The sequence below is a fragment of the Aeromonas sp. 25-248 genome, from assembly GCF_053005425.1.
Window position 1 is genome coordinate 38,350 of record NZ_JBRKTB010000018.1, and the last position, 20,848, is coordinate 59,197.

General features: G+C 62.6%; 20 protein-coding genes. 12 read left to right on the forward strand and 8 right to left on the reverse strand.

The annotated features are described in order from the left end of the window. Positions 1-197 precede the first annotated feature (197 nt). The 6 genes from ACVDHI_RS18840 to ACVDHI_RS18865 all read left to right on the forward strand — a co-directional run bounded on the left by ACVDHI_RS18840 (position 198) and on the right by ACVDHI_RS18865 (position 6,073). Positions 198-1,319, forward strand: a complete 1,122-nt coding sequence (locus tag ACVDHI_RS18840) for a branched-chain amino acid ABC transporter substrate-binding protein (protein WP_039041003.1) — start codon at positions 198-200, stop codon at positions 1,317-1,319. A 66-nt stretch (positions 1,320-1,385) separates the two neighbouring features. Further along, the gene (gene livH / locus ACVDHI_RS18845) at positions 1,386-2,312 is read left to right on the forward strand and encodes a high-affinity branched-chain amino acid ABC transporter permease LivH (protein ID WP_119197145.1); all 927 of its coding nucleotides are present in this window, start codon (positions 1,386-1,388) and stop codon (positions 2,310-2,312) included. Between the two features lie 82 nt (positions 2,313-2,394). Then, positions 2,395-3,663: a high-affinity branched-chain amino acid ABC transporter permease LivM gene (locus ACVDHI_RS18850; RefSeq protein WP_039041002.1), complete on the forward strand. Its 1,269-nt coding sequence runs from the start codon at positions 2,395-2,397 to the stop codon at positions 3,661-3,663. After that, entirely contained in the window at positions 3,660-4,433 is a 774-nt protein-coding gene (gene livG, locus ACVDHI_RS18855; RefSeq protein ID WP_010672381.1) for a high-affinity branched-chain amino acid ABC transporter ATP-binding protein LivG, read from the forward strand. The genes ACVDHI_RS18850 and livG overlap by 4 nt, the downstream gene beginning before the upstream one ends. A gap of 10 nt (positions 4,434-4,443) precedes the next feature. Then, complete coding sequence (locus ACVDHI_RS18860) at positions 4,444-5,145, forward strand: ABC transporter ATP-binding protein (RefSeq protein WP_010672380.1); 702 nt, start codon at positions 4,444-4,446, stop codon at positions 5,143-5,145. Between the two features lie 82 nt (positions 5,146-5,227). After that, positions 5,228-6,073: a helix-turn-helix transcriptional regulator gene (locus tag ACVDHI_RS18865; RefSeq protein ID WP_279987478.1), complete on the forward strand. Its 846-nt coding sequence runs from the start codon at positions 5,228-5,230 to the stop codon at positions 6,071-6,073. Here ACVDHI_RS18865 and ACVDHI_RS18870 read toward each other — a convergent pair. After that, positions 6,052-6,645, reverse strand: a complete 594-nt coding sequence (locus tag ACVDHI_RS18870) for a LysE family translocator (protein WP_010672378.1) — start codon at positions 6,643-6,645, stop codon at positions 6,052-6,054. The genes ACVDHI_RS18865 and ACVDHI_RS18870 overlap by 22 nt on opposite strands. Positions 6,646-6,808: 163 nt before the next feature. Here ACVDHI_RS18870 and glpE point away from each other — a divergent pair, with 163 nt between their 5' ends. Both glpE and glpG read left to right on the forward strand, forming a co-directional pair. Next, positions 6,809-7,132, forward strand: a complete 324-nt coding sequence (gene glpE / locus ACVDHI_RS18875; protein ID WP_124244180.1) for a thiosulfate sulfurtransferase GlpE — start codon at positions 6,809-6,811, stop codon at positions 7,130-7,132. A gap of 29 nt (positions 7,133-7,161) precedes the next feature. Then, positions 7,162-7,995, forward strand: a complete 834-nt coding sequence (glpG, locus tag ACVDHI_RS18880; RefSeq protein ID WP_201895268.1) for a rhomboid family intramembrane serine protease GlpG — start codon at positions 7,162-7,164, stop codon at positions 7,993-7,995. A 405-nt stretch (positions 7,996-8,400) separates the two neighbouring features. Here the strand turns inward: glpG and ACVDHI_RS18885 are convergent, their stop codons facing one another. Continuing rightward, positions 8,401-10,821 (reverse strand): VolA/Pla-1 family phospholipase, encoded by a 2,421-nt coding sequence (locus ACVDHI_RS18885; RefSeq protein ID WP_324050797.1) that lies wholly within the window; start codon positions 10,819-10,821, stop codon positions 8,401-8,403. A gap of 301 nt (positions 10,822-11,122) precedes the next feature. Between ACVDHI_RS18885 and ubiK the strand changes: the two genes are divergently transcribed. Next, positions 11,123-11,380 carry a ubiquinone biosynthesis accessory factor UbiK gene (gene ubiK / locus ACVDHI_RS18890; protein ID WP_010672374.1) on the forward strand — a complete coding sequence of 86 codons (258 nt, stop codon included), beginning with the start codon at positions 11,123-11,125 and terminating at the stop codon, positions 11,378-11,380. Between the two features lie 138 nt (positions 11,381-11,518). Here the strand turns inward: ubiK and fre are convergent, their stop codons facing one another. The 5 genes from fre to trxA form a co-directional block, all read right to left on the reverse strand. Next, complete coding sequence (gene fre, locus ACVDHI_RS18895; RefSeq protein ID WP_010672373.1) at positions 11,519-12,217, reverse strand: NAD(P)H-flavin reductase; 699 nt, start codon at positions 12,215-12,217, stop codon at positions 11,519-11,521. Between the two features lie 155 nt (positions 12,218-12,372). Next, positions 12,373-13,842, reverse strand: a complete 1,470-nt coding sequence (gene ubiD, locus ACVDHI_RS18900) for a 4-hydroxy-3-polyprenylbenzoate decarboxylase (protein WP_447212407.1) — start codon at positions 13,840-13,842, stop codon at positions 12,373-12,375. Between the two features lie 33 nt (positions 13,843-13,875). Then, positions 13,876-14,883 carry a hypothetical protein gene (locus ACVDHI_RS18905; RefSeq protein ID WP_010672371.1) on the reverse strand — a complete coding sequence of 336 codons (1,008 nt, stop codon included), beginning with the start codon at positions 14,881-14,883 and terminating at the stop codon, positions 13,876-13,878. 106 nt (positions 14,884-14,989) lie between these two features. Then, a complete protein-coding gene (gene rho / locus ACVDHI_RS18910) occupies positions 14,990-16,255 on the reverse strand; it encodes a transcription termination factor Rho (RefSeq protein ID WP_010672370.1) in 1,266 nt (421 codons plus the stop codon). A 207-nt stretch (positions 16,256-16,462) separates the two neighbouring features. Further along, positions 16,463-16,789: a thioredoxin TrxA gene (gene trxA / locus ACVDHI_RS18915; protein ID WP_010672369.1), complete on the reverse strand. Its 327-nt coding sequence runs from the start codon at positions 16,787-16,789 to the stop codon at positions 16,463-16,465. A gap of 113 nt (positions 16,790-16,902) precedes the next feature. Between trxA and rhlB the strand changes: the two genes are divergently transcribed. The 3 genes from rhlB to ACVDHI_RS18930 are packed head-to-tail and all read left to right on the forward strand — an operon-like array spanning position 16,903 to position 19,969. Further along, on the forward strand, positions 16,903-18,192 hold the full coding sequence (rhlB, locus tag ACVDHI_RS18920) for an ATP-dependent RNA helicase RhlB (RefSeq protein ID WP_029313424.1): 1,290 nt from the start codon (positions 16,903-16,905) through the stop codon (positions 18,190-18,192). Between the two features lie 13 nt (positions 18,193-18,205). Further along, a complete protein-coding gene (gene gppA, locus ACVDHI_RS18925) occupies positions 18,206-19,696 on the forward strand; it encodes a guanosine-5'-triphosphate,3'-diphosphate diphosphatase (RefSeq protein ID WP_239052724.1) in 1,491 nt (496 codons plus the stop codon). A 12-nt stretch (positions 19,697-19,708) separates the two neighbouring features. Continuing rightward, positions 19,709-19,969 carry a Rho-binding antiterminator gene (locus tag ACVDHI_RS18930; RefSeq protein ID WP_128297008.1) on the forward strand — a complete coding sequence of 87 codons (261 nt, stop codon included), beginning with the start codon at positions 19,709-19,711 and terminating at the stop codon, positions 19,967-19,969. A gap of 82 nt (positions 19,970-20,051) precedes the next feature. On the opposite strand, the gene ACVDHI_RS18935 is transcribed toward ACVDHI_RS18930, so the two are convergent. Further along, on the reverse strand, positions 20,052-20,810 hold the full coding sequence (locus tag ACVDHI_RS18935; RefSeq protein WP_447212408.1) for a class I SAM-dependent methyltransferase: 759 nt from the start codon (positions 20,808-20,810) through the stop codon (positions 20,052-20,054). Positions 20,811-20,848: the final 38 nt, after the last annotated feature.

The window sequence follows — 20,848 nt, forward strand, 5'->3', positions numbered from 1 at the left end:
TTAAACTCCAGTAAAAAGCAAAAAACTGCGTGTTAGTTTCACAAAACCCCTCTCGCGCCTGCTCCGGTTAGTATCTTTAACATCTTGTTATTGCCCGGCGAGGAATGATAGAACCTTATCTATCGCCGGGCTGGCGGGACACAGGCTCGGAATGACGTGCATAAAATGAAACAATTCACTGATTAAGGGACGAATCAATGCATAACTTCAGCAAAATGGCAGTCAGAGCAGCGGTTTCTTTGGCTCTGTTTGGATCAGTTTCCATGGCCAATGCGGCCGATACCATCAAGATCGGCATCGCCGGCCCCCTGACCGGCCCGGTCGCCCAGTACGGTGACATGCAGTTCACCGGCGGCAAGATGGCGGTCGAGCAGATCAACAAGGCGGGCGGCATCAAGGGCAAGCAGATCGAAGCCGTCATCTATGATGATGCCTGCGATCCCAAGCAGGCCGTGGCCATCGCCAACAAGGTGATCAACGACGGCGTCAAGTTCGTAGTCGGCCACCTCTGCTCCGACAACACCCTGCCCGCCTCCGACATCTATGAAGATGAAGGGGTCCTGATGGTCACCCCCGCCTCCACCAACCCCAAGATCACCGAGCGCGGTTACCAGCTGACCCTGCGCACCATCGGTCTGGACAGCGACCAGGGCCCGACCGCCGCCAAGTACATCATCGAGCAGGTCAAACCCCAGCGCGTGGCCGTCATCCACGACAAGAAACAGTACGGTGAAGGCATCGCCTCCAGCGTGAAAGCCGCGCTGGACAAGGCCGGCGTCAAGGTCGTTGCCTATGAGGGCATCACCGCCGGCGACAAGGACTTCTCCGCCCTGATCGCCAAGCTGCAAAAAGAGAACGTCGACTTCGTCTACTACGGCGGCTACCACCCCGAGCTGGGTCTGATCCTGCGCCAGGCTGGCGAGAAGGGTCTGAAGGCCAAGTTCATGGGTCCGGAAGGCGTGGGCAACAAGGACATCTCCGCCATCGGCGGCCCGGCTTCCGAAGGCCTGCTGGTGACCCTGCCGAACAAATATGACCTGGTGCCGGCCAACGCCCCCATCGTAGAAGCGTTCAAGGCCAAGGGTCAGGACTCCTCCGGTCCGTTCGTCTGGACCACCTACGCCGCCATGCAGGCCCTGGCGGCCGGTATCGCCAAGGCGGGCGAGGATGATCCGGCTGCCGTCGCTGCCGCCATCAAGGCCGCACCGATCGACACCGTGATGGGCCCCCTGACCTGGGCGCCGAACGGTGACCTGAAAGGCTTCGAATTCGGTGTGTTCCAGTGGCACGCCGACGGTACCTCCACTCAACTCAAATAATCTGCCGGTCGGGGTGACGTGAGTCACCCCTCCTTTCTTTGCGGGCAAGTACACAGGGAACGCGGTATGTCCGAACACCTTCTTTATCTGGTTCAGCAGTTGCTGAACGGATTGACCATAGGCAGCACCTATGCGTTGATCGCCATCGGCTACACCATGGTCTACGGCATCATCGGCATGATCAACTTCGCCCACGGCGAGGTCTACATGATCGGCTCCTATGTCGCCTTCATGGTGATGGCCGGGCTCATGATGATGGGCATCGACAGCACCGTGCTGCTGCTGGGGGGCGCCTTCCTGGTCAGCATCATCATCACCGGCAGCTATGGCTGGTCCATAGAACGGGTGGCCTATCGTCCACTGCGGGGCGGCAACCGCCTGATCCCCCTCATCTCCGCCATCGGCATGTCGATCTTCCTGCAGAACATGATGCGGATGGCCCAGGGCTCGCGTGACATCGCCATGCCCACTCTGATCTCCGGGGGCTGGACCCTCGGCGGCGAGGATGGCTTCCAGGCCAGCCTCTCCTACATGCAGCTCATCATCTTCGTGGTGACCTTCATCACCATGCTGGCGTTGACCCAGTTCATCGGCCGCTCCCGCATGGGGCGTGCCTGCCGTGCCTGTTCCGAAGACATCAAGATGGCCAACCTGCTTGGGATAGACACCCACGTGGTCATCTCCATCACCTTCGTGCTGGGGGCCGCCCTGGCCGCCGTCGCGGGGGTGCTGCTCGGCATGTACTACGGTGTCATCAACCCCTATCTCGGCTTCATGGCGGGCTTGAAGGCCTTCACCGCTGCGGTATTGGGCGGCATCGGCAGCATTCCCGGTGCCGTACTGGGCGGCCTGCTGCTCGGCGTGGTGGAAGCGCTCACCGCGGGCTATCTCAGCACCGAGTACAAGGATGTGATGGCGTTCGCCCTGCTCATCTTCGTGTTGCTCTTCATGCCCACCGGCATCCTGGGTCGTCCGGAGGTCGAGAAGGTATGAAAAACCAATCTATGTATGCCCTCGTGCTGCTGTTCATGACCATCACTGGCATTCTCGGCCGTCCGGAAGTGGAGAAAGTCTGATGAAACGTCAATTTATCCATGCCTGCATCGCCAGCCTGGTGCTGCTGGTGCTCTCCTTCTGGCTGCTCGGCTTCAAGCTGGAGACCGATGGCTCCCGCCTGCTGGTGGTGAGCCGCCTCGATGTATCGCTGGCCTGGCTGCTGGGGGGCGCCACCATCGTCTTCTGGTTCCAGATGCTGCGCGGCCAGATAAGCCGGCTGTTCCAGGCTTCCATCAGCGGCTTCTCCGTCGGTTTCACCAAGCTGGTGCTGCCAAGCCCCGAAGAGGCCCCCAAGCTCTATAACCTCACCGCCGTGCTGGTGCTGCTGTTTGCGGTGAGCTGGCCCTTCATGGCCTCTCGCGGCGCCATCGATCTGGCCACTCTCACCCTGATTTACATCATGCTGGGGCTGGGACTGAACGTGGTGGTGGGCCTCGCCGGTCTGCTCGACCTCGGCTATGTCGGCTTCTATGCGGTCGGCGCCTACAGCTACGCCCTGCTCAACACCTACTTCGGTCTGAGCTTCTGGGAGTGTCTGCCCATCGCCGGTCTGCTGGCGGCCACCTTCGGCTTCCTGCTCGGGTTCCCGGTGCTACGGCTGCGGGGGGACTACCTGGCCATCGTCACCCTGGGCTTTGGCGAGATCATCCGCATCCTGCTCAACAACATGACCACCCTGACCGGCGGTCCGAACGGGATCTCCGGCATTCCGAAACCGACCCTGGGGGGGCTCGAGTTCAACCGCACCGTCAAGGATGGGGGCTTTGGCACCTTCCACGACTTCTTCGGCATCGCCTACAACGCCAACCACAAGGTGATCTTCCTCTACCTGATGGCCCTGGTGCTGGTAGTGGCGACCCTGTTCGTCATCAACCGCCTGCTGCGCATGCCGCTCGGCCGTGCCTGGGAGGCGCTGCGGGAAGACGAGATCGCCTGCAAGTCCCTGGGGCTCAACCCCACCATCATCAAGCTGACCGCCTTCACCATAGGCGCCTGCTTCGCGGGCTTTGCCGGCAGCTTCTTCGCCTCGCGCCAGGGCTTCATCAGCCCGGAATCCTTCGTCTTCATCGAGTCGGCCATCGTTCTTGCGATTGTGGTGCTGGGGGGCATGGGATCCCAGATCGGGGTGGTGCTGGCGGCCATCGTGATGACGGTGCTGCCGGAGCTCGCCCGCGAGTTCAACGAATATCGCATGCTGATGTTCGGTCTCTTGATGGTATTCATGATGATCTGGCGGCCGCAGGGACTGCTGCCCATGAGTCGACCCCATATGGAGCTGCGTAAATGAGCAACAATCAACCATTGTTGGATGTCTCAGATCTGTCGATGCGCTTTGGCGGCCTGCTCGCGGTCAACGGCGTCAAGCTGGATGTGGAAAAGGGGGAGGTGATCTCCATCATCGGCCCCAACGGGGCGGGCAAGACCACCATCTTCAACTGCCTGACCGGCTTCTATCGCCCGAGTGGCGGTGTCATTCGCTACAAGGGTGAGGAGATCCAGGGGTTGCCCGGCCACCTCATCGCCCGCAAGGGCATTGTGCGGACTTTCCAGCACGTGCGCCTGTTCAAGGAAATGACAGCGGTAGAAAACCTGCTGGTGGCCCAGCACAGGCATCTCAATACCGGCTTCATCGCCGGCCTGTTCAAGACCCCCTCCTTCCGCCGTGCCGAGAAAGAGGGGCTGGAGCAGTCCGCCTTCTGGCTGGAAAAGGTGGGCCTCAAGGATCTCGCCAACCGCGCCGCGGGTAACCTGGCTTACGGCCAGCAGCGCCGCCTCGAGATCGCCCGCTGCATGGCGACCCGGCCCGAGCTGCTGATGCTGGATGAACCGGCCGCAGGCCTCAACCCCAAGGAGACCGACGAGCTCAACGAGCTCATCTCCAACCTGAGGGACGAGTTCGGGGTCTCGGTGCTGCTGATCGAGCACGACATGAAGCTGGTGATGGAGATCTCCAACCGCATCTTCGTGGTCAACCAGGGCACCCCGCTGGCCCACGGCAAACCGGACGAAATCCGCAGCAATCCGGCGGTGATCAAGGCCTATCTGGGCGAGTCGTAAGGACAAAAAGATGTTAGAACTTCGCAACGTATCGACCCACTACGGCAAAATTCAGGCGCTGCACGACGTCAGCGTCGAGGTGAAAGAGGGGGAAATCGTCACCCTGATCGGCGCCAACGGCGCCGGCAAGACCACTCTGCTGATGACCCTGTGTGGCGAGCCCAAGCCCAGCAGCGGTTCCATCTGGTTCGAGGGGGAGCAGATAGACTCCCTCACCACCGCCCGCATCATGCGCAAGGACATCGCCGTGGTGCCGGAGGGGCGCCGCATCTTCGCCCGCCTCACGGTGGAGGAGAACCTGCTGATGGGGGCCTTCTTCGTCGACAAGGCGGAGCAGCGCGGCCTGCTGGATCAGATATTTACCCTGTTCCCCCGCCTGCACGAGCGGCTGGAGCAGCGGGCAGGCACCATGTCCGGCGGCGAGCAGCAGATGCTGGCCATCGGCCGCGCCCTGATGAGCAAGCCGCGCCTGCTGCTGCTGGATGAACCCTCCCTGGGACTCGCGCCCATTGTCATCCAGCAGATCTTCGACACCATAGAGCAGCTGCGCCAGAAGGGGATGACCATCTTCCTGGTGGAGCAGAACGCGAACCAGGCGCTCAAGCTGGCGGATCGCGGCTATGTGCTGGAGAACGGCCGGGTGGTGCTGCAAGACACGGGAGAGGCCCTGCTGGCCAACCCCGCCGTCCGCCAGGCCTATCTCGGCGGCTGAGGATGCAGCAACCATCGTCACCCTTCCCCTGCCGCGCTCTCCGAGCCCGGCAGGGGAACAGCCCCCCGCCGAGGAGCACATCGTGAGCCGTGCGCGGGCGACGCAGGATCAGCACCACTTCTGGCATGATCCCGCCCTGCCCTTCATCGAGGCGCGGGCGGTGCAGGATGGCCGGCGCGTCTGCTACGACAAGCACAGCCACCCCCACTTCTCCATCGGCGCCATCACCGGCGGCCACAGCCACTACCTCAACCAGCGCAGCCTGCAAGAGGTCGGCCGCGGCAGCCTGGTGCTGATGAACCCGGAAGAGGTGCACGCCTGCAATCCCGTCGCTGACCAGCCCTGGTCCTATCTGATGTTCTACATCGACAACCTCTGGTTGCAGCGCCAGCAGGAGGAGGCCGGGCTCGGCAACGCGTTTCGCCCCTTCGACATGACCGCAAGCCGGGATCCCCTGCTCTACCAGGGGCTCTGCCGGCTTCATCGGCAACTGGTGGAGGAGCCGGATCCCCTGGCTCGCGAAGTGGCCTGCCACCTCTTCAGCCGCCAGCTTCTGGCCAGGCTCACCCCGGCCAGGTGGGATGACCGCCCTCCCCAGCACCTGCAGCGAGCCGCCGAGCTGATGCAGGACGAGAGTGCCTGCGCCCTCACCCTGGCACAGCTGAGTGCGGTGGCCGGGCTTACCCCTTCCCACTTCGTGCGCGCCTTCAGCCGCCATTACGGCATGACGCCCCACGCCTACCTGCTCGATCAGCGCATTCGCCACGCCCGCACCCTGCTGCGCCAGGGGCAGCCCCTGGCGGAAGTGGCCCTTGCCAGCGGTTTTGCCGATCAGGCCCACTTCCAGCGCCAGTTCAAACGCCGGGTGGCAGCCACCCCGGGCCAGTACAGAGCGCAGCTCGTCCCTCAGGACGAGCGCACCAGATAGGCGGCGCTGAGCAGCAACAAGAGCGCCATGGCCCGATTGAACCAGCGCAACCGGCGAGGAGAGACCAGCCACCCCTGCAATCGGCTGCCCGCATAGGCCCAGCAGGCGATGGAGCCGAGGCAGATCACCAGATAGATGCCGGTAAAGAGGGCGATCTGGCTCATGCCGCCCGCGATCCCATAGGCTCCCATCCCCATGCTGGCGGCGAGCCAGGCCTTGGGATTGAGCCACTGCATCAAGGCCCCGTACCAGAAGGCGGGGGGTACGCCCTCCACTTCCTCCACCTCGCCGCTGTCCACCAGCAACTGCCAGGCCATCCAGCCGAGAAAGAGCACGCCGCCCCAGTGAATGGCCCCCAGCGCCACAGGCCAGCGGGACAGGGCGCCGCCAAGACCCAGCCCCATCAGCAGGAGCAGCAGGATGAAGCCGAGGGTGGCCCCCACCACGTGGCGCAGGCTGGCCGTGAAACCGTACCGGGCGCCGGTGCCAAGGGCGACCAGATTGACCGGCCCCGGGGAGATGGACATGGCCAGGGCAAACCCGGCCATGGATAACAGCAGACTGAATTCCATGGATGATGCTCGTTCAATTGAGGGAAGTCTGAGCCTACCCGGCCTGGGCGGCCCGATATTGAAGAAAATTGCGATCCCCTGGATGCCGCCCCCATTGCACACTTAGCGCAAACCGCCGCTTGCGGTAAACTGCCCTTCAACCCTCCATTTTCAGGACATCTCAATGGACCAGTTTGCCCATATCAGCGCCCATGATGCCCACCAGAAGCTGAGCGCAGGCGAAGCCCGTCTCGTGGACATTCGCGATCCCCAATCCTTCGAGACGGCCCACGCGGTCGGCGCCTTCCACCTCACCAACGGCACCCTGGTTCGCTTTATGAACGAGGTGGACTTCGATACCCCTGTCATCGTGATGTGCTATCACGGCAACAGCAGCCAGGGGGTGGCCCAGTACCTGCTGCAACAGGGCTATGACGAGGTCTATAGCCTGGATGGCGGTTTCGAGGCCTGGCGCAGGGAGTTCCCCATCCAGGCGGGGGACGCATGACAGAGGCGGGTCGCTCCTCCTCCACCGGCATGATCCAGCTGCTGGTGCTGGGTGACGCCCGCATGGCCCAGGCGCTGGTGGATTATCTCGCTACCCTGGGCATTTCGTGCGAGCTGACCCAGTCCGAGCTCGGCGTCTCGGTCTGGCTGGCGGACGAACGGCGCCTCGCCCAGGCCCAGCAGGAGGTCAAACGCTTCCTGAGCGAACCCAATCACCCCCGCTACATGGAGGCCTCCTGGCAATCCGGCCATGCCGATGCCCGGATCGACTACAGCAAGGGGATGACGGATCCGGTCACCGACTTCCTCCACCAGGCGGGCCCTCTGACCCTGGTGGTCATCATCGCCTGCCTGGCCATCTACGCTCTGGATGCCATCGGCCTGCCCATCTTCGACGAACTCGCCTTCCACCCCACCCTGGCCCAGTTCACCGACTGGCAGGCCTGGCGCTACGTCACCCCGGCCTTCATCCACTTCTCGGTGCTGCACCTGGTGTTCAACCTGTTGTGGTGGTGGTATCTCGGTGGCCAGATAGAGCAGCGCCTCGGCAGCGGCAAGCTGTTCATCCTGCTTATCGTCGGGGCTGCCCTGCCCAATATCGCCGAGTTCTTTGCCAGCGGCCCGCGCTTTGGCGGCCTCTCCGGGGTGGTCTATGCCCTGCTCGGCTACAGCTGGTTGCGAACCAGGCTGCAACCGGATTGCGGCCTCGCCATGCCGCCAGCCCTGATGGGCTTCATGCTGGTCTGGCTGGTGCTCGGCTTCTTGGACATGCTCGGTACCCCCACCGCCAACATGGCCCATTTGGTCGGCCTGCTGGTCGGCCTTGCCCAGGGCTGGCTGGACAGGCACCACAGGCCGGGGTGAGACCTAGTTGTCGGCAACGGCTCGGCAACCAAAGCCACCACCAACATGGTCACCTAGCAGGCCTGCTGGTCAGCCTTGCCCAAGGCTGGCTGGACAGGCACCACAGGCCGGGGTGAGGCCTGGTTGTCGGCAACGGCTCGGCAACCATAGCGACCGCCAACATGGCTCACCTGGCGGGCCTGCTCGGCCTTGCCCAGGGCTGGCTGGACAGGCACCACAGGCCGGGGTGAGGCCTGGTTGCCGGCAACGGCTCGGCAACCAAAGCGACCACCAACATGGTCACCTGGCGGGTCTGCTGGTCGGCCTTGCCCAGGGCTGGCTGGACAGGCACCACCGGCCAGCCTGAGCCGATTTGCCATAAAAAAACGCCGCCCCTTGGGGCGGCGTTTTTATTGGTCGGCCGGCTTACTGCTTGAGCAGGCTGCCGTCGGTCACCTTGACCGCGGTACCGCCGCTTGCGAAGAAGCTGCCGAACTGGGTCTGCATCTCGGTGGTGACGGCGCCGGTCGGATCGAAGTTCTCGTCCGGTGCCAGCAGCGAGCTGTGACCCCCGGCCACGAAGCGGGCCGCTCTGTGGTTGGCGGCGCCGGTGGCGGTCAGCGGTTGCAGGGCCAGGACCTTGAACAGCGGCTCGGTGCCACCCAGCGGGGCGGTGGCGATGCTGTTCGGGATCACTCGATCCGACAGGCTCAGGGCGCCGTCGCCGACGATTTCGGTGGCAAACAGCGGGAAGTTCGCCGCGATGCCGCTCCCCAGGTTGATGGGGTCTGCCGAATCCAGCACCGACTGCGCCGCAAAGCTGTAGCTCTGCAAGGTACTGGCCGCCGTGGCCTGGGTGGCCGCATCCTGGCTCGGCAGGAATTCGTTGACGAAGCAGGTCGGTACTGCCGTCTTGCAGTTCGGGGCGTAGGCGGTGAAAGCTGCCTTCAGGGCCGCACTGCCAGCGGTCAGCACGCTCATCTGGATGGTCGGACCGAAGGTCGGCGAGTTCAGCAACAGCGGCGCTATGCCGCCACCCGGCATGGCCAGGCCGCCAGTGTCGAACTTGAACAGGGCGTCTGCCGTCGGGTTGCCAACAGACTGGTTGGCCACCGCCAGCAGGTTGGCCCCCGCGATGGCGCCCAGAGAGTGACCCAGGAAGTGTACCTTGAGGCTGCCTGCGGTGCCGATGGCGCCCTTGGCATTGGCCAGCCCCACCGCCAGACGCAGGCCCAGCAGATCCGCCACGCTCTGTTTCAGGTTGTCGCGGGCCACGGTCAGGTAGCTCAGGTTCAGGTAGGGGGTCGGGTTGTCGGAGGTGGTCACCGAGTCCATGCTGCCGGTCAGGGCGAAGCCGCGTTCACCATGCAGGGGATGATCGATCACCACCACGGCCACGTTCTTGCTCGCCTGGCCACCGGCACCAATCTGGCCAAGGGCCAGCGCATAGGCGTTCTCCTTCACGGAGGTGACGCCGTGCTGATAGATGATCACGTCGGTGATGTTCGCCAGCGGTGCGGCGGCGAAGATCCGCATCGGGACGGACTGCACCTCTTCCAGTGCCGGCAGCGGGTTGAAGCGCCCGATATTCATCTCGGGATCCAGCGCCTTGCCGCCGGAGGTGAGGGTCACCCCGATCAGCTTGCTCGCCTCCGCCAGCAGCTCGGCCTGACGGCTCGGGTCGGCGATGAGCTCGCCCAGCAGGGCCGGATCCACACCGGCGCCCACCAGACCGCCGATCACCTCGGCATCCTGTGCCTTCAGCGCATTGGCGATGGCGTAGAGGCTGGGGATGGCGCCGTGCCAGGACTGGGTCCTGGCCTTGTCCCAGGAGCCGGCGGTGGCTGGCGAGGAGAGGAAATAGGGCAGCTTGACCGTACCGGTATAGACCTGGGTCATACCGGCAAGACCTTTCAATTGCGGGTTAGCGTCAACGGCAGCGGCAATGGCATCCTTCTGCTCTTGTGGCAGGAATTGCTCGGCATCCAGCTTGGTCAAGAAGGCAGTACCGCTATCCAAACTGGCGATAGTGTAGGTTCCCGGCAGGCTGGTGTTACCCAGGGCATCTTCTTTCCACAATGCAGCCGCGTCCAGGGTCGGGCTCTTGAGCACGGATGCGGCCGCCCCTTTCACCGCCACCAGCACGTCGGCGCCGGACTGGGTACCGAACCAGTCGGAGAAGATCACGTGGTCGCTGGTGATGCCGGTGGCTGCCTTGAACAGCCCTTCCTGCAGCGCAATCAGGCCGCTGATGGTCTGCTCCTGGGCGTTGCTGCCGGTGCTGGTCTTGTAGTTGCTGTAGTCGCTACCCGGTCGCAGGGGGGCGCCCGTGCTGTCTTTGAGGGTATCGGTCGCCACTATCATGTAGTAGGAAGAGGGGTTGAGCGGCTTGAGCGGCACCAGATTCAGCTTGCCGGTCGTCTCGGCCACCACGAAGTCCACCCCGTAGGTCAGCACCTTTTTCACACCGCTCGGACGCAGGGCAGCACTGTCAAACTCCAGCTCCATCAGGTAGAGGGGTGCCACGGAGGCTGCGAATTCAGCAGCGGCCGGCGCCTTGACCTGGATGCCGGAGGCCGTCACCGGCACGATCTGGATCGCCTGGGTAGTCGACCAGCCATCCAGGGTGGAGAGGGCGGACACCGGGTTGGAGAGATCCGCCGTTTCCGTGGAGAATTTCAGGGTACCGTCGGTCGCACGGGCTGCCAGGGCGCTGGGTCGGACTGCATTGGAGCCGCTCAGCAGATAATCGAGATAGCTTGAGGTATCGCCTGTGTTGTCGTCACTGCCACCACAACCGCTCAGCAGCGCACTGACGACGGCCGCGTAAATTAGCTTTTTCTTCATATCCTTATCTCTTTTATGTTGTTATCCATGATGAGCCTGACGGGGTAGGGTTCAAACCCGACCGAATCATATTAACAGCAACGCAACAATTAATAAGCCTCTGGTCAGTCATCTGATCTGATTTTTTTGTGTACACCATCAAGGAATTGGAATTGATTCCCGGTGTCACAGGGTAGCAGCCAGGGTGCATCAACCAGACCCGACCAGAGCCCGATGGGATCCATGGCGCAAAAAGCCGCCCCGATCTCGGCAAAGGGGACGATTTGTCGGTAGAATGGCGCCATTGCTTAAGGAGACCCCCATGATCGACCCGAAAAAACTGGAAGAGATCGCCAAACAGATACACAACGCCCTGCCCCCCGGCATTCGCAGCATGGGTGAAGAGGTGGAGAAAAAGACCCGTCAGGTCTTGCAGGCCCAGCTCAACAAGCTGGATCTGGTGAGCCGCGAGGAGTTCGACGTGCAGACCAAGGTGCTGCTGCGCACCCGGGAGAAGCTGACCGCCCTCGAGGCCAAGCTGGCCCAGCTCGAGCAGCAGCTCGCCGCCAAGGGCGAATGATCCGGCGTGACCCGCCGTAGATAGCACAAACCCCAGCCAGGCTGGGGTTTGTCGTTTTTATGGGGACAACGAGTTTCTCATCCCCCCTCTCTCGCAAGACGATAAGGGGGCAGATCGACGCTCTGCGGTTGGCCGTGGTCAGATAAACTCGTAGGCATCGCCGAAGATGCGCTCGGGCTCGGCGCCCAGCACCTTGAACTCTTCCCGCGCGGCACCGGCCATCTCGAAGCGGCCCGCCACATAGATGTCGTAGTCATGCAGGCTGACGAAGTCATCCATGATGGCCTTGTGCACCAGCCCGGTCCTGCCGGTCCAGTCGCTCTCGGGCTCCTGCACCACGGGAATGAAGGTCAGCGGCGCGTAGTCGCGCTCCCACTGCTGCATCTGCTCCAGCTCGTAGAGCCAGTGCGCCTGGCGTACCCCCCAGTAGAGGAACACCGGACGCTTGCTGCCGCTGCCGATCAGGTATTCCAGGATGGCGCGGGCATAGGAGAAGCCGGTGCCGCCCGCCATCAGGATCAGCGGTCGGGGGGATTCGTCGCGCAGGAACGCCTTGCCAGCGGCCAGCTCGACCTCGATCTCTCCCTGCTCGCGCATGCGGGCCAGCACCTGACCAGCATAGGCATTCTCGGGAGTGGCACCGATCTGCAGCTCCAGCACGCCGGAGCGGGTCGGCGAGTTGGCGATGGAGAAGGGGCGCTTGTCCGAATCGCTCATCACCACCAGCAGATACTGGCCCGGCTTGAAGCTCACCTCCTGCTGCGGCGCCAGCGCCACGTGCCAGATGGTGTCGACATATTCGCGCAGTTCCTCTACGCGGCACTTGATACGTTGCATTCTTGTCCTTGTGAGGGGCCTGCCCGGCCCGCTTCGCTCATGGTTTCACTGTTTTTATGGCGACCAGTTGGTGGTCAGGTCCGTCGAGCATACCCAATTCGGCACGGCAATACCGCACTTTTGCGTCACAATGGCCGCGCCGCATCGGGGATCCCTCAGTCGAGGATCTTCAGCTCGTCCCAGATGGCATCGATCTTCTGCTTTACCGCCTCATCCTGGACGATGGGCTGACCCCACTCCCGGTTGCTCTCCCCCGGCCACTTGTTGGTGGCATCCAGCCCCATCTTGGAGCCGAGCCCGGAGACCGGCGAGGCGAAGTCCAGGTAGTCGATGGGGGTGTGCTCGATCAGGGTGGTGTCCCGAGCCGGATCCATCCGGGTGGTGATGGCCCAGATAACGTCCTTCCAGTCGCGGGCGTTGATGTCGTCATCGCAGACGATCACGAACTTGGTGTACATGAACTGGCGCAGGAAGGACCAGACCCCCAGCATCACCCGCTTGGCGTGGCCGGGGTAACGCTTCTTGATGGTCACCACCGCCATCCGGTAGGAGCACCCCTCCGGCGGCAGGTAGAAATCCACTATCTCGGGGAACTGCTTCTGCAACAGCGGCACGAACACCTCGTTGAGCGCCACCCCGAGCACCGCCGGCTCATCGGGCGGACGGCCGGTGTAGGTGCTGTGGTAGATGGCATCCCGGCGCATGGTCATGTGGGTGATGGTGAAGACCGGGAACTCGTCCACTTCGTTGTAGTAGCCGGTGTGATCGCCGTAAGGCCCTTCGGGGGCCATCTCCCCCGGCTCCAGATAGCCTTCCAGCACGATCTCGGCGCTGGCGGGCACTTCCAGATCGCAGCTCAGCGCCTTCACCACCTCGGTACGGTTGCCCCGCAGCAGACCGGCAAAGGCGTATTCGGAGAGGCTGTCCGGCACCGGCGTCACCGCGCCCAGGATGGTCGCCGGATCGGCGCCCAGCGCCACCGCCACCGGGAAGCGTTCGCCCGGGTGGGCCTCCTGCCACTCGCGAAAATCGATGGCGCCGCCCCGGTGATCCAGCCAGCGCATGATCAGCTTGTTCTTGCCGATCTTCTGCTGACGATAGATGCCGAGGTTCTGCCGCTTCTTGTAGGGACCGCGGGTGATGGTCAGACCCCAGGTGACCAGGGGCGCCACATCCCCGGGCCAGCAGTGCTGGATGGGGATCTGATCCAGATCCACCGCGCCCCCTTCCAGCACCACCTGCTGACAGGGGGCCGAAGAGAGCCGCTTGGTCGGCATGTTGAGCACCTGCTTGAAGATGGGCAGCTTCTCCATCAGCTCCTTGAGCCCGCGAGGCGGCTCCGGCTCTTTCAGGTAGGAGAGCCAGGTCCCCACCTGGCGCAGGGCGCTGACGTTGGGTTGGCCCATGCCCATGGCAACCCGGTCCGGCGTGCCGAACAGGTTGGTCAACACCGGCATGGTGTAGCCCTTGGGATTCTCAAACAGCAGGGCCGGGCCCCCCGCACGCAGGGTACGGTCGCTGATCTCGGTCATCTCCAGATAGGGGTCTATCTCGCGACTGATGCGCCTGAGCTGTCCGTTTTGTTCCAACTGCGCGATAAAATCACGCAAGTCCTTGTATTTCATGCAAGTACCCCAGCGGGATCAGGTGGTCCCGCATTATAACCCTGGCGGCGTATCCGGTGTACCCGTATCGGACCTCATGACGGACGAGGCGTGTCGCCGCTCCTGAAGCGTCAGCCGGTTTGCCAATTGACCCAGGAGCCTGGGCTCGTCCATCTGCAACAACAGGCCGGCCACCAACCCGCCATACTGGTGCTTGCCGAGTTCGGCCAGGAGGAACTGCTGGGCCCCGTCCGGCAAGGGGGAGAGGCGGCTGAGCTGGTGCAGGGCGGGGACCATCAGGCGGCTGTTCTGGCTGGCGGCGATCAGCAGATCGCTCGCCTCCTGACCTGAATAAAAGCGGGAAATGGTGTGCAGAGCAGTCAGGCTATCGTGATCCACTGGCTGACGCCACAGCTTGAGGTAGAGTGCCGTCTCCCCGGTCTGTTCGATGAAGTGCAGCAGCAACTGGTTGTCCGGCAGGAAGAGATTGAGGGCGGCAAGCCGCTGCGCCTCCCGACGCAGCACGGATACCGGCTGCCGATCGAGCACCGCCAGCAGGGCCTGCTGCTGCTGTGCCAGCTCGGGATTGCGGCTGTAGTAGACCTGCTTGAAGTCGAAGCGATCCTGCTCCAGCAACTGGCGATAGTTGTCCTGCCAGGCCAGCTGCTGCCAGTGGCTCAGCACCAGCCGGGCCTCGGCGGGGAAGTCATAGGCGGGTAGCTGCACCAGGAAACCGTCCACCTTCCCTTCCACCAGCCATTGTGGCGCCTTGGCCGCTTGTGCCCGCACCCAGGCCAGCAGCGCTGGGCTCGGTGCGCCCGATGACTTGAGCTCACCCAGCAACTGGAACAACAGGAACTCCCGCTGCCCCACCGACAGGGTCTCGAGCAACGAGTCCATGGCATCAAACTGCCCGAGCGCCATACGGCCGTCCAGGTACGCCCGATGCCCCTCCAGTCCCTCGTCCGCCACCAGGGGAGCCTGCAATTGCGGCGGGGAGTCGGCATGCACCGGGGCCGCCAGCCACAACCAACCCATCCATATGAACAACACCAGCTTCATGACGTCCCTTTCCTTGTGACATCGAGGCTTCATACTACTAAGCCAGCCGTGAAATAGATAAACAAAAACCGCGACCTGGGCCGCGGTTTTGTCATTGAAGAGGCTGTTACTTCTGTTGACGCTTCATGGAGTCGAAGAACTCGTCGTTGGTCTTGGTCGCAGCCAGCTTGTCGATGAGGAACTCGATGCTGTCGATCTCGCCCATGGGGTGAATGATCTTGCGCAGGATCCACATCTTCTGCAGCTCGTCCGGTGCGGTCAGCAGCTCTTCCTTGCGGGTGCCGGAGCGGGTGATGTCGATGGCCGGGTAGACGCGCTTCTCGGCAATCTTGCGCGAGAGGTGCAGTTCCATGTTGCCGGTACCCTTGAACTCTTCGTAGATGACTTCATCCATCTTGGAGCCGGTATCGATCAGCGCGGTGGCGATGATGGTCAGGCTGCCGCCCTCTTCGACGTTGCGCGCCGCACCGAAGAAACGCTTCGGACGGTGCAGGGCGTTGGCGTCCACACCACCGGTCAGCACCTTGCCGGAAGACGGGATGACGGTGTTGTAGGCGCGGGCCAGACGGGTGATGGAGTCCAGCAGGATCACTACGTCCTTCTTGTGCTCGACCAGACGCTTGGCCTTCTCGATCACCATTTCGGCGACCTGGACGTGACGGGAGGCCGGCTCGTCGAAGGTGGAGGCGATCACTTCGCCCTTCACCATCCGCTGCATCTCGGTCACTTCTTCCGGACGCTCGTCAATCAGCAGCACGATCAGCTCACAATCCGGGTGGTTGTAGGCGATGCTCTGGGCGATGTTCTGCAGCAGCATGGTCTTACCGGCCTTGGGCGGTGCAACGATGAGACCGCGCTGGCCCTTGCCGATCGGGGATGCCAGATCCAGTACGCGGGCGGTGATGTCTTCGGTGGAACCGTTGCCACGCTCCATGCGCAGACGCTCGTTGGCGTGCAGGGGAGTGAGGTTTTCAAACAGGATCTTGTTGCGGGAGTTTTCCGGACGGTCGTAGTTGACGTCGTTGACCTTGAGCAGGGCGAAATAGCGCTCGCCCTCTTTCGGCGGCCGGATCTTGCCGGAAATGGTATCGCCGGTACGCAGGTTGAAGCGGCGGATCTGGCTCGGGGAGACATAGATGTCATCCGGACCAGCGAGATAAGAGCCGTCTGCACTGCGCAGGAAACCGAAACCGTCGGTCAGGATTTCCAGCACACCGTCGCCAAAGATATCCTCGCCGCCCTTGGCGTGCGCCTTGAGGATTGCAAAGATAATGTCTTTCTTGTGCGCCCGAGCCAGATTTTCCAACCCCATGGATTCGCCAAGCTGGACCAGCTCGGACACAGGAGTGTTCTTAAGTTCAGTCAGATTCATAGTGGTGAAAGTCTGTAAGCAAGGATTGAAATGAGGAGACAGTCTGCTGGATTGATGCTGATCGGATTTGACTTGCCAGGCTGGTAGTTAAGCAAAGAGTCAGGCAAAAAGGTTAGCAAACGAGCGATAAACTAGCACCAATCAGGGTGAGCGTCTAGGTGATAAAACACAAGGAGCGCATTATTGCAATGCGCTCCTTCTTGATTATTACAGGTTACCGTCCAGGAACTCTTTCAGTTGGGTCTTGGACAGGGCGCCGACCTTGGTCGCTGCCACTTCACCATTCTTGAACAGCAGCAGGGTCGGGATACCACGAATGCCGTACTTGGGCGGAGTGTCGGCGTTATGATCGATGTTCAATTTCGCCACGGTCACGCGACCTTCATATTCCTGAGCAACTTCGTTCAGGATCGGGGCAATCATCTTGCACGGTCCACACCATTCGGCCCAGAAATCGACCAGAACAGGGCTGTCGGCGTTGATTACATCGGCCTCGAAGCTGGCATCGCTCAGCTGAACAATCTTGTCACTCATCTCCAACTCCAGTCAGTAATTAAGGCTTTATTGATGGTTCAACAAAGGCAATAGTTGCCCTATTTGAAATGATCCTGTTTATTATTGCAAGCCTAACCTGATAACCTACCGCCATGAGCAAAACACATCTAACGACCGAAAAATTCGCCCAAATGGGCCTCGAACCCGAAGTTCTGGCTGGTCTGGAATCAAAGGGATTTCACTATTGTACGCCCATCCAGGCACTGTCCCTGCCCCTGCTGGTTGAAGGTCATGACCTTGCCGGTCAGGCTCAGACGGGGACCGGCAAAACCCTGGCTTTCCTGGCGGCGACATTCAACTATTTGCTGACCCATCCGCTGACCAGGCCGCGCCTCGTCAACCAGCCCCGCGCCATCATCATGGCCCCGACCCGGGAGCTGGCCGTCCAGATCTATAACGATGCAGAGAGCATGTCCGCCTCCACCGGGCTCAAGCTCGGTCTCGCCTATGGTGGCGAAGGCTACGACAAGCAGCTGGCCGTGCTGGAACAGGGCGTCGACATCCTTATCGGCACCACGGGTCGCATCATCGACTACTTCAAGTCCAAGGTCATCGATCTCGGCAACATCCAGGTCGTGGTTCTGGACGAAGCGGATCGCATGTTCGATCTGGGCTTCATCAAGGACATCCGTTTCCTGTTCCGCCGCATGCCCCCCGCCACCGAGCGTCTGAGCATGCTGTTCTCCGCCACCCTCTCCCTGCGGGTGCAGGAGCTGGCCTATGAACACATGAACCACCCGGAACATGTGCAGGTCGAACCGGAACAGATGACCGGCGTGCGGATCAAGGAGGAGCTCTTCTACCCCTCCAACGAAGACAAGATGTTGCTGCTGCTCTCCCTGATGGAAGAGGAGTGGCCCGAGAAAGCCATCGTCTTCGCCAACACCAAGCACGTCTGTGAAGACGTTCACGCCTGGCTGGAGAATGACGGCCACCGCGTCGGTCTGCTGACCGGCGACGTGCCGCAGAAGAAGCGGATGAAGATCCTGGAAGAGTTCACCAAGGGCACCCTGGATATCCTGGTCGCCACCGACGTGGCCGCCCGTGGTCTGCACATCCCCGACGTGACCCACGTCTTCAACTACGACCTGCCCGATGATGCCGAAGACTATGTCCACCGCATCGGTCGTACCGGCCGCGCCGGCAGAAGCGGTCACTCCATCAGCCTGGCCTGTGAAGACTATGCCTTCAACCTGCCGGCCATCGAGGAGTACATCCACCACCCCATCCCGGTCAGCAAGTATGACCGCGAGGCGCTGCTGGATGACGTCACCGCGCCAAAACGGGTGTTCCGCAACCGCCAGCCAGTGAACCGCAACATGCGGGATCGCCAGGGCGGTGGCAACAGCAACAACCGTCGTCGCCCCCCCCGCAAGAACTGAGGGATCGGCCAAGTTGCACAACTCGCCTCTCTATGCCGCCATCGACCTCGGCTCCAACAGCTTTCACATGCTGGTGGTGCGCGAGGTCGCCGGTGCCCTGCGCACCGTCACCAAGGTCAAGCGCAAGGTACGCCTCGCCGCCGGCCTCGATGCCGATTTTCGCCTCAACCGTGCCGCCATGGAGCGGGGCTGGGATTGTCTGCGCCTCTTCTCCGAGCAGTTGCAGGACATCCCGTCCGACAACATCCGGGTAGTGGGCACCGCCACCCTGCGCCTGGCCACCAACGTCGACGAATTCATCAGCGAAGCGGAACGGGTGCTCAACCACAGCATCGAGATCATCTCGGGCGAGGAAGAAGCCAAGACCATCTATGAAGGTGTCTCCTGGACGTCGGCAGGGGAAGGCAACCGGCTGGTGATCGACATCGGCGGGGCCAGCACCGAGCTGGTGATCGGCGAGCAGAGCGAAGCCAAGCTGCTCAACAGCCTGCACATGGGCTGCGTCACCTGGCTCAACAACCACTTCGGTGATGGCGAGCTCTCCGAGGCGCGCTTCAACCAGGCCATTGCCGCCGCCAAGGCGGTACTGGAGAAAGTGGCTGCGGACTACCGTGTCCTCGGCTGGCGCACCTGCGTCGGCGCCTCCGGCACCGTCCAGGCACTGCAGGAGATCATGCTGGCCCAGGGCAAGAGCGAGCGGGTCACCCTGCCCAAGTTGCAAGAGCTGATGGGTCAGGCCATCGCCTGCGGCAGACTCGATAAGTTGCAGCTCGAAGGGCTGGCGGCCGAACGGCTGACCGTGTTCCCCTCCGGTCTCGCCATCCTGATCGCCATCTTCGAAACCCTCGACATCGAGAGCATGACCCTGGCGGGCGGTGCACTGCGTGAAGGGCTCATCTACGGCCTGCTCGGCAACAATCACGACTGTGATGCCCGGGATCGCACCGCCGACAGCCTGATCAGCCGCTACCAGCTCGACAAGGAGCACGCCGAGCGGGTCCGCGACACCGCCATCGAGGCGTTCACCCAGTTGCAGCCGGCCTGGCGCCTCTCCAAGCGCTACGGTCGCCCGATCCTGCGCTACGCAGCCCTGCTGCACGAAATCGGTCTGTGCATCGAGTACAAGAAGGCGCCGCAGCACGCCGCCTACATCATTGACAACATCGACATGCCTGGCTTCACCCCCGCGCAGAAGAAGCTGCTGTCGGCCCTGCTGTTCAACCAGCGGGATGAATTCAAGCTGGAGCCGCTGGAGAAACAGGGCGCCGTCACCGGTCGCCAGGCAATCCGGTTGGCCCGCATCCTGCGCATCTCCCTCATCCTCTGCATGCGCCGGACCCAGGGCACTGTGCCCAGGTTCATGCTGCAAGCCGATGAAGATGCCCTGACCCTGACCCTGCCCAAGGGTTGGCTGGACGAGCACTACCTGCGCGCCAGCGAGCTGCGCCTCGAGGTGGATCGCCAGCAGAAGATGGGCTGGTCCACCCGGCTGCTGGAAGCCTGAGCCGCACACCCCATGGCCGATTACCAACCCGTCAGCTGTGACCTGTACGACTGGCTGGAGATCGCCGCCAGCTGGCAGCTGCCCGTCACGATCACCGACCGGGATGGACGAACCTGGGCGGACAAGATCCGCACCATAGAAGCCAGCGACGGAGTGGAGTATCTGCTGCTGGAGCGCGCTGAGCGCCTCAGCCTGGCGGACCTGGCGACCCTGGAACTCGTCTGGCAAGGGGAAGAAAAGCGGATCCACTTCGCCCCACCCCGCAGCCAATGAATAGCAAGAGGGCCAACCTGATCAGGTTGGCCCTCTTCGTTTGACGCTCAAACTCCCTGCCAGACTCCCTGCCAGTCGCCACTCAACTCGCCAGCGCCGCCATCACATAGACGTCGAAGCGGTTGCTCTTGGTCTCGATGGCCATGCTGGGCTTGTGCTCGTTGAGCCAGCCCGCATAGCCGGGCCGCTTCACCACCACCCGCTTGTCAGCCATCCTGAGCGCCGCTGGCAGCAGAGCATCCGCGTCGAGATCCGCCCCCACCAGGGACTGGAACACCCGCATCTCTTTTTTCACCAGCGCCGACTTCTGCTTGTGGGGGAACATGGGGTCCAGGTAGATGACCTCCGGCCGCTCGGTCAGCGCCAGCAGGGTCTCCACCGCCGGGCCTTGCAGCAGTTGCATCCGCTCGCGCACCCAGGGGCCTATCTCGGGATCCTGCCCCGCCCGGGTCAGACCGTCCTGGAGCAGGGCCGCCACCACGGGGCTGCGTTCGATCAGGGTCACCTTGCAGCCGAGGGAGGCGAGCACGAAGGCATCGCGCCCGAGCCCGGCGGTGGCATCCACCACGGTCGGCATGGCTCCCGACTTCAATCCCACCGCCTTTGCGATGGACTGGCCGCGCCCGCCACCGAACTTGCGCCTATGGGCCACCGCCCCTTCCACGAAATCCACATAGACGGCCCCCAGCTTGGGTTCGTCCAGCTTGCGCAGCTCCAACCGCGATGCGGTCAGCACCAGGGCGAAGGGAGCGGGAAACGCCACGTCGGCAAGGCGCTGGCGCAGGGCGTCGAGCTCGCCATCGCGGGCGGGCACTTCACTGAAAACCTGAATATGGGGCATAACATGGACTCATCACGGCGCAGAAGCCGGCATGATAG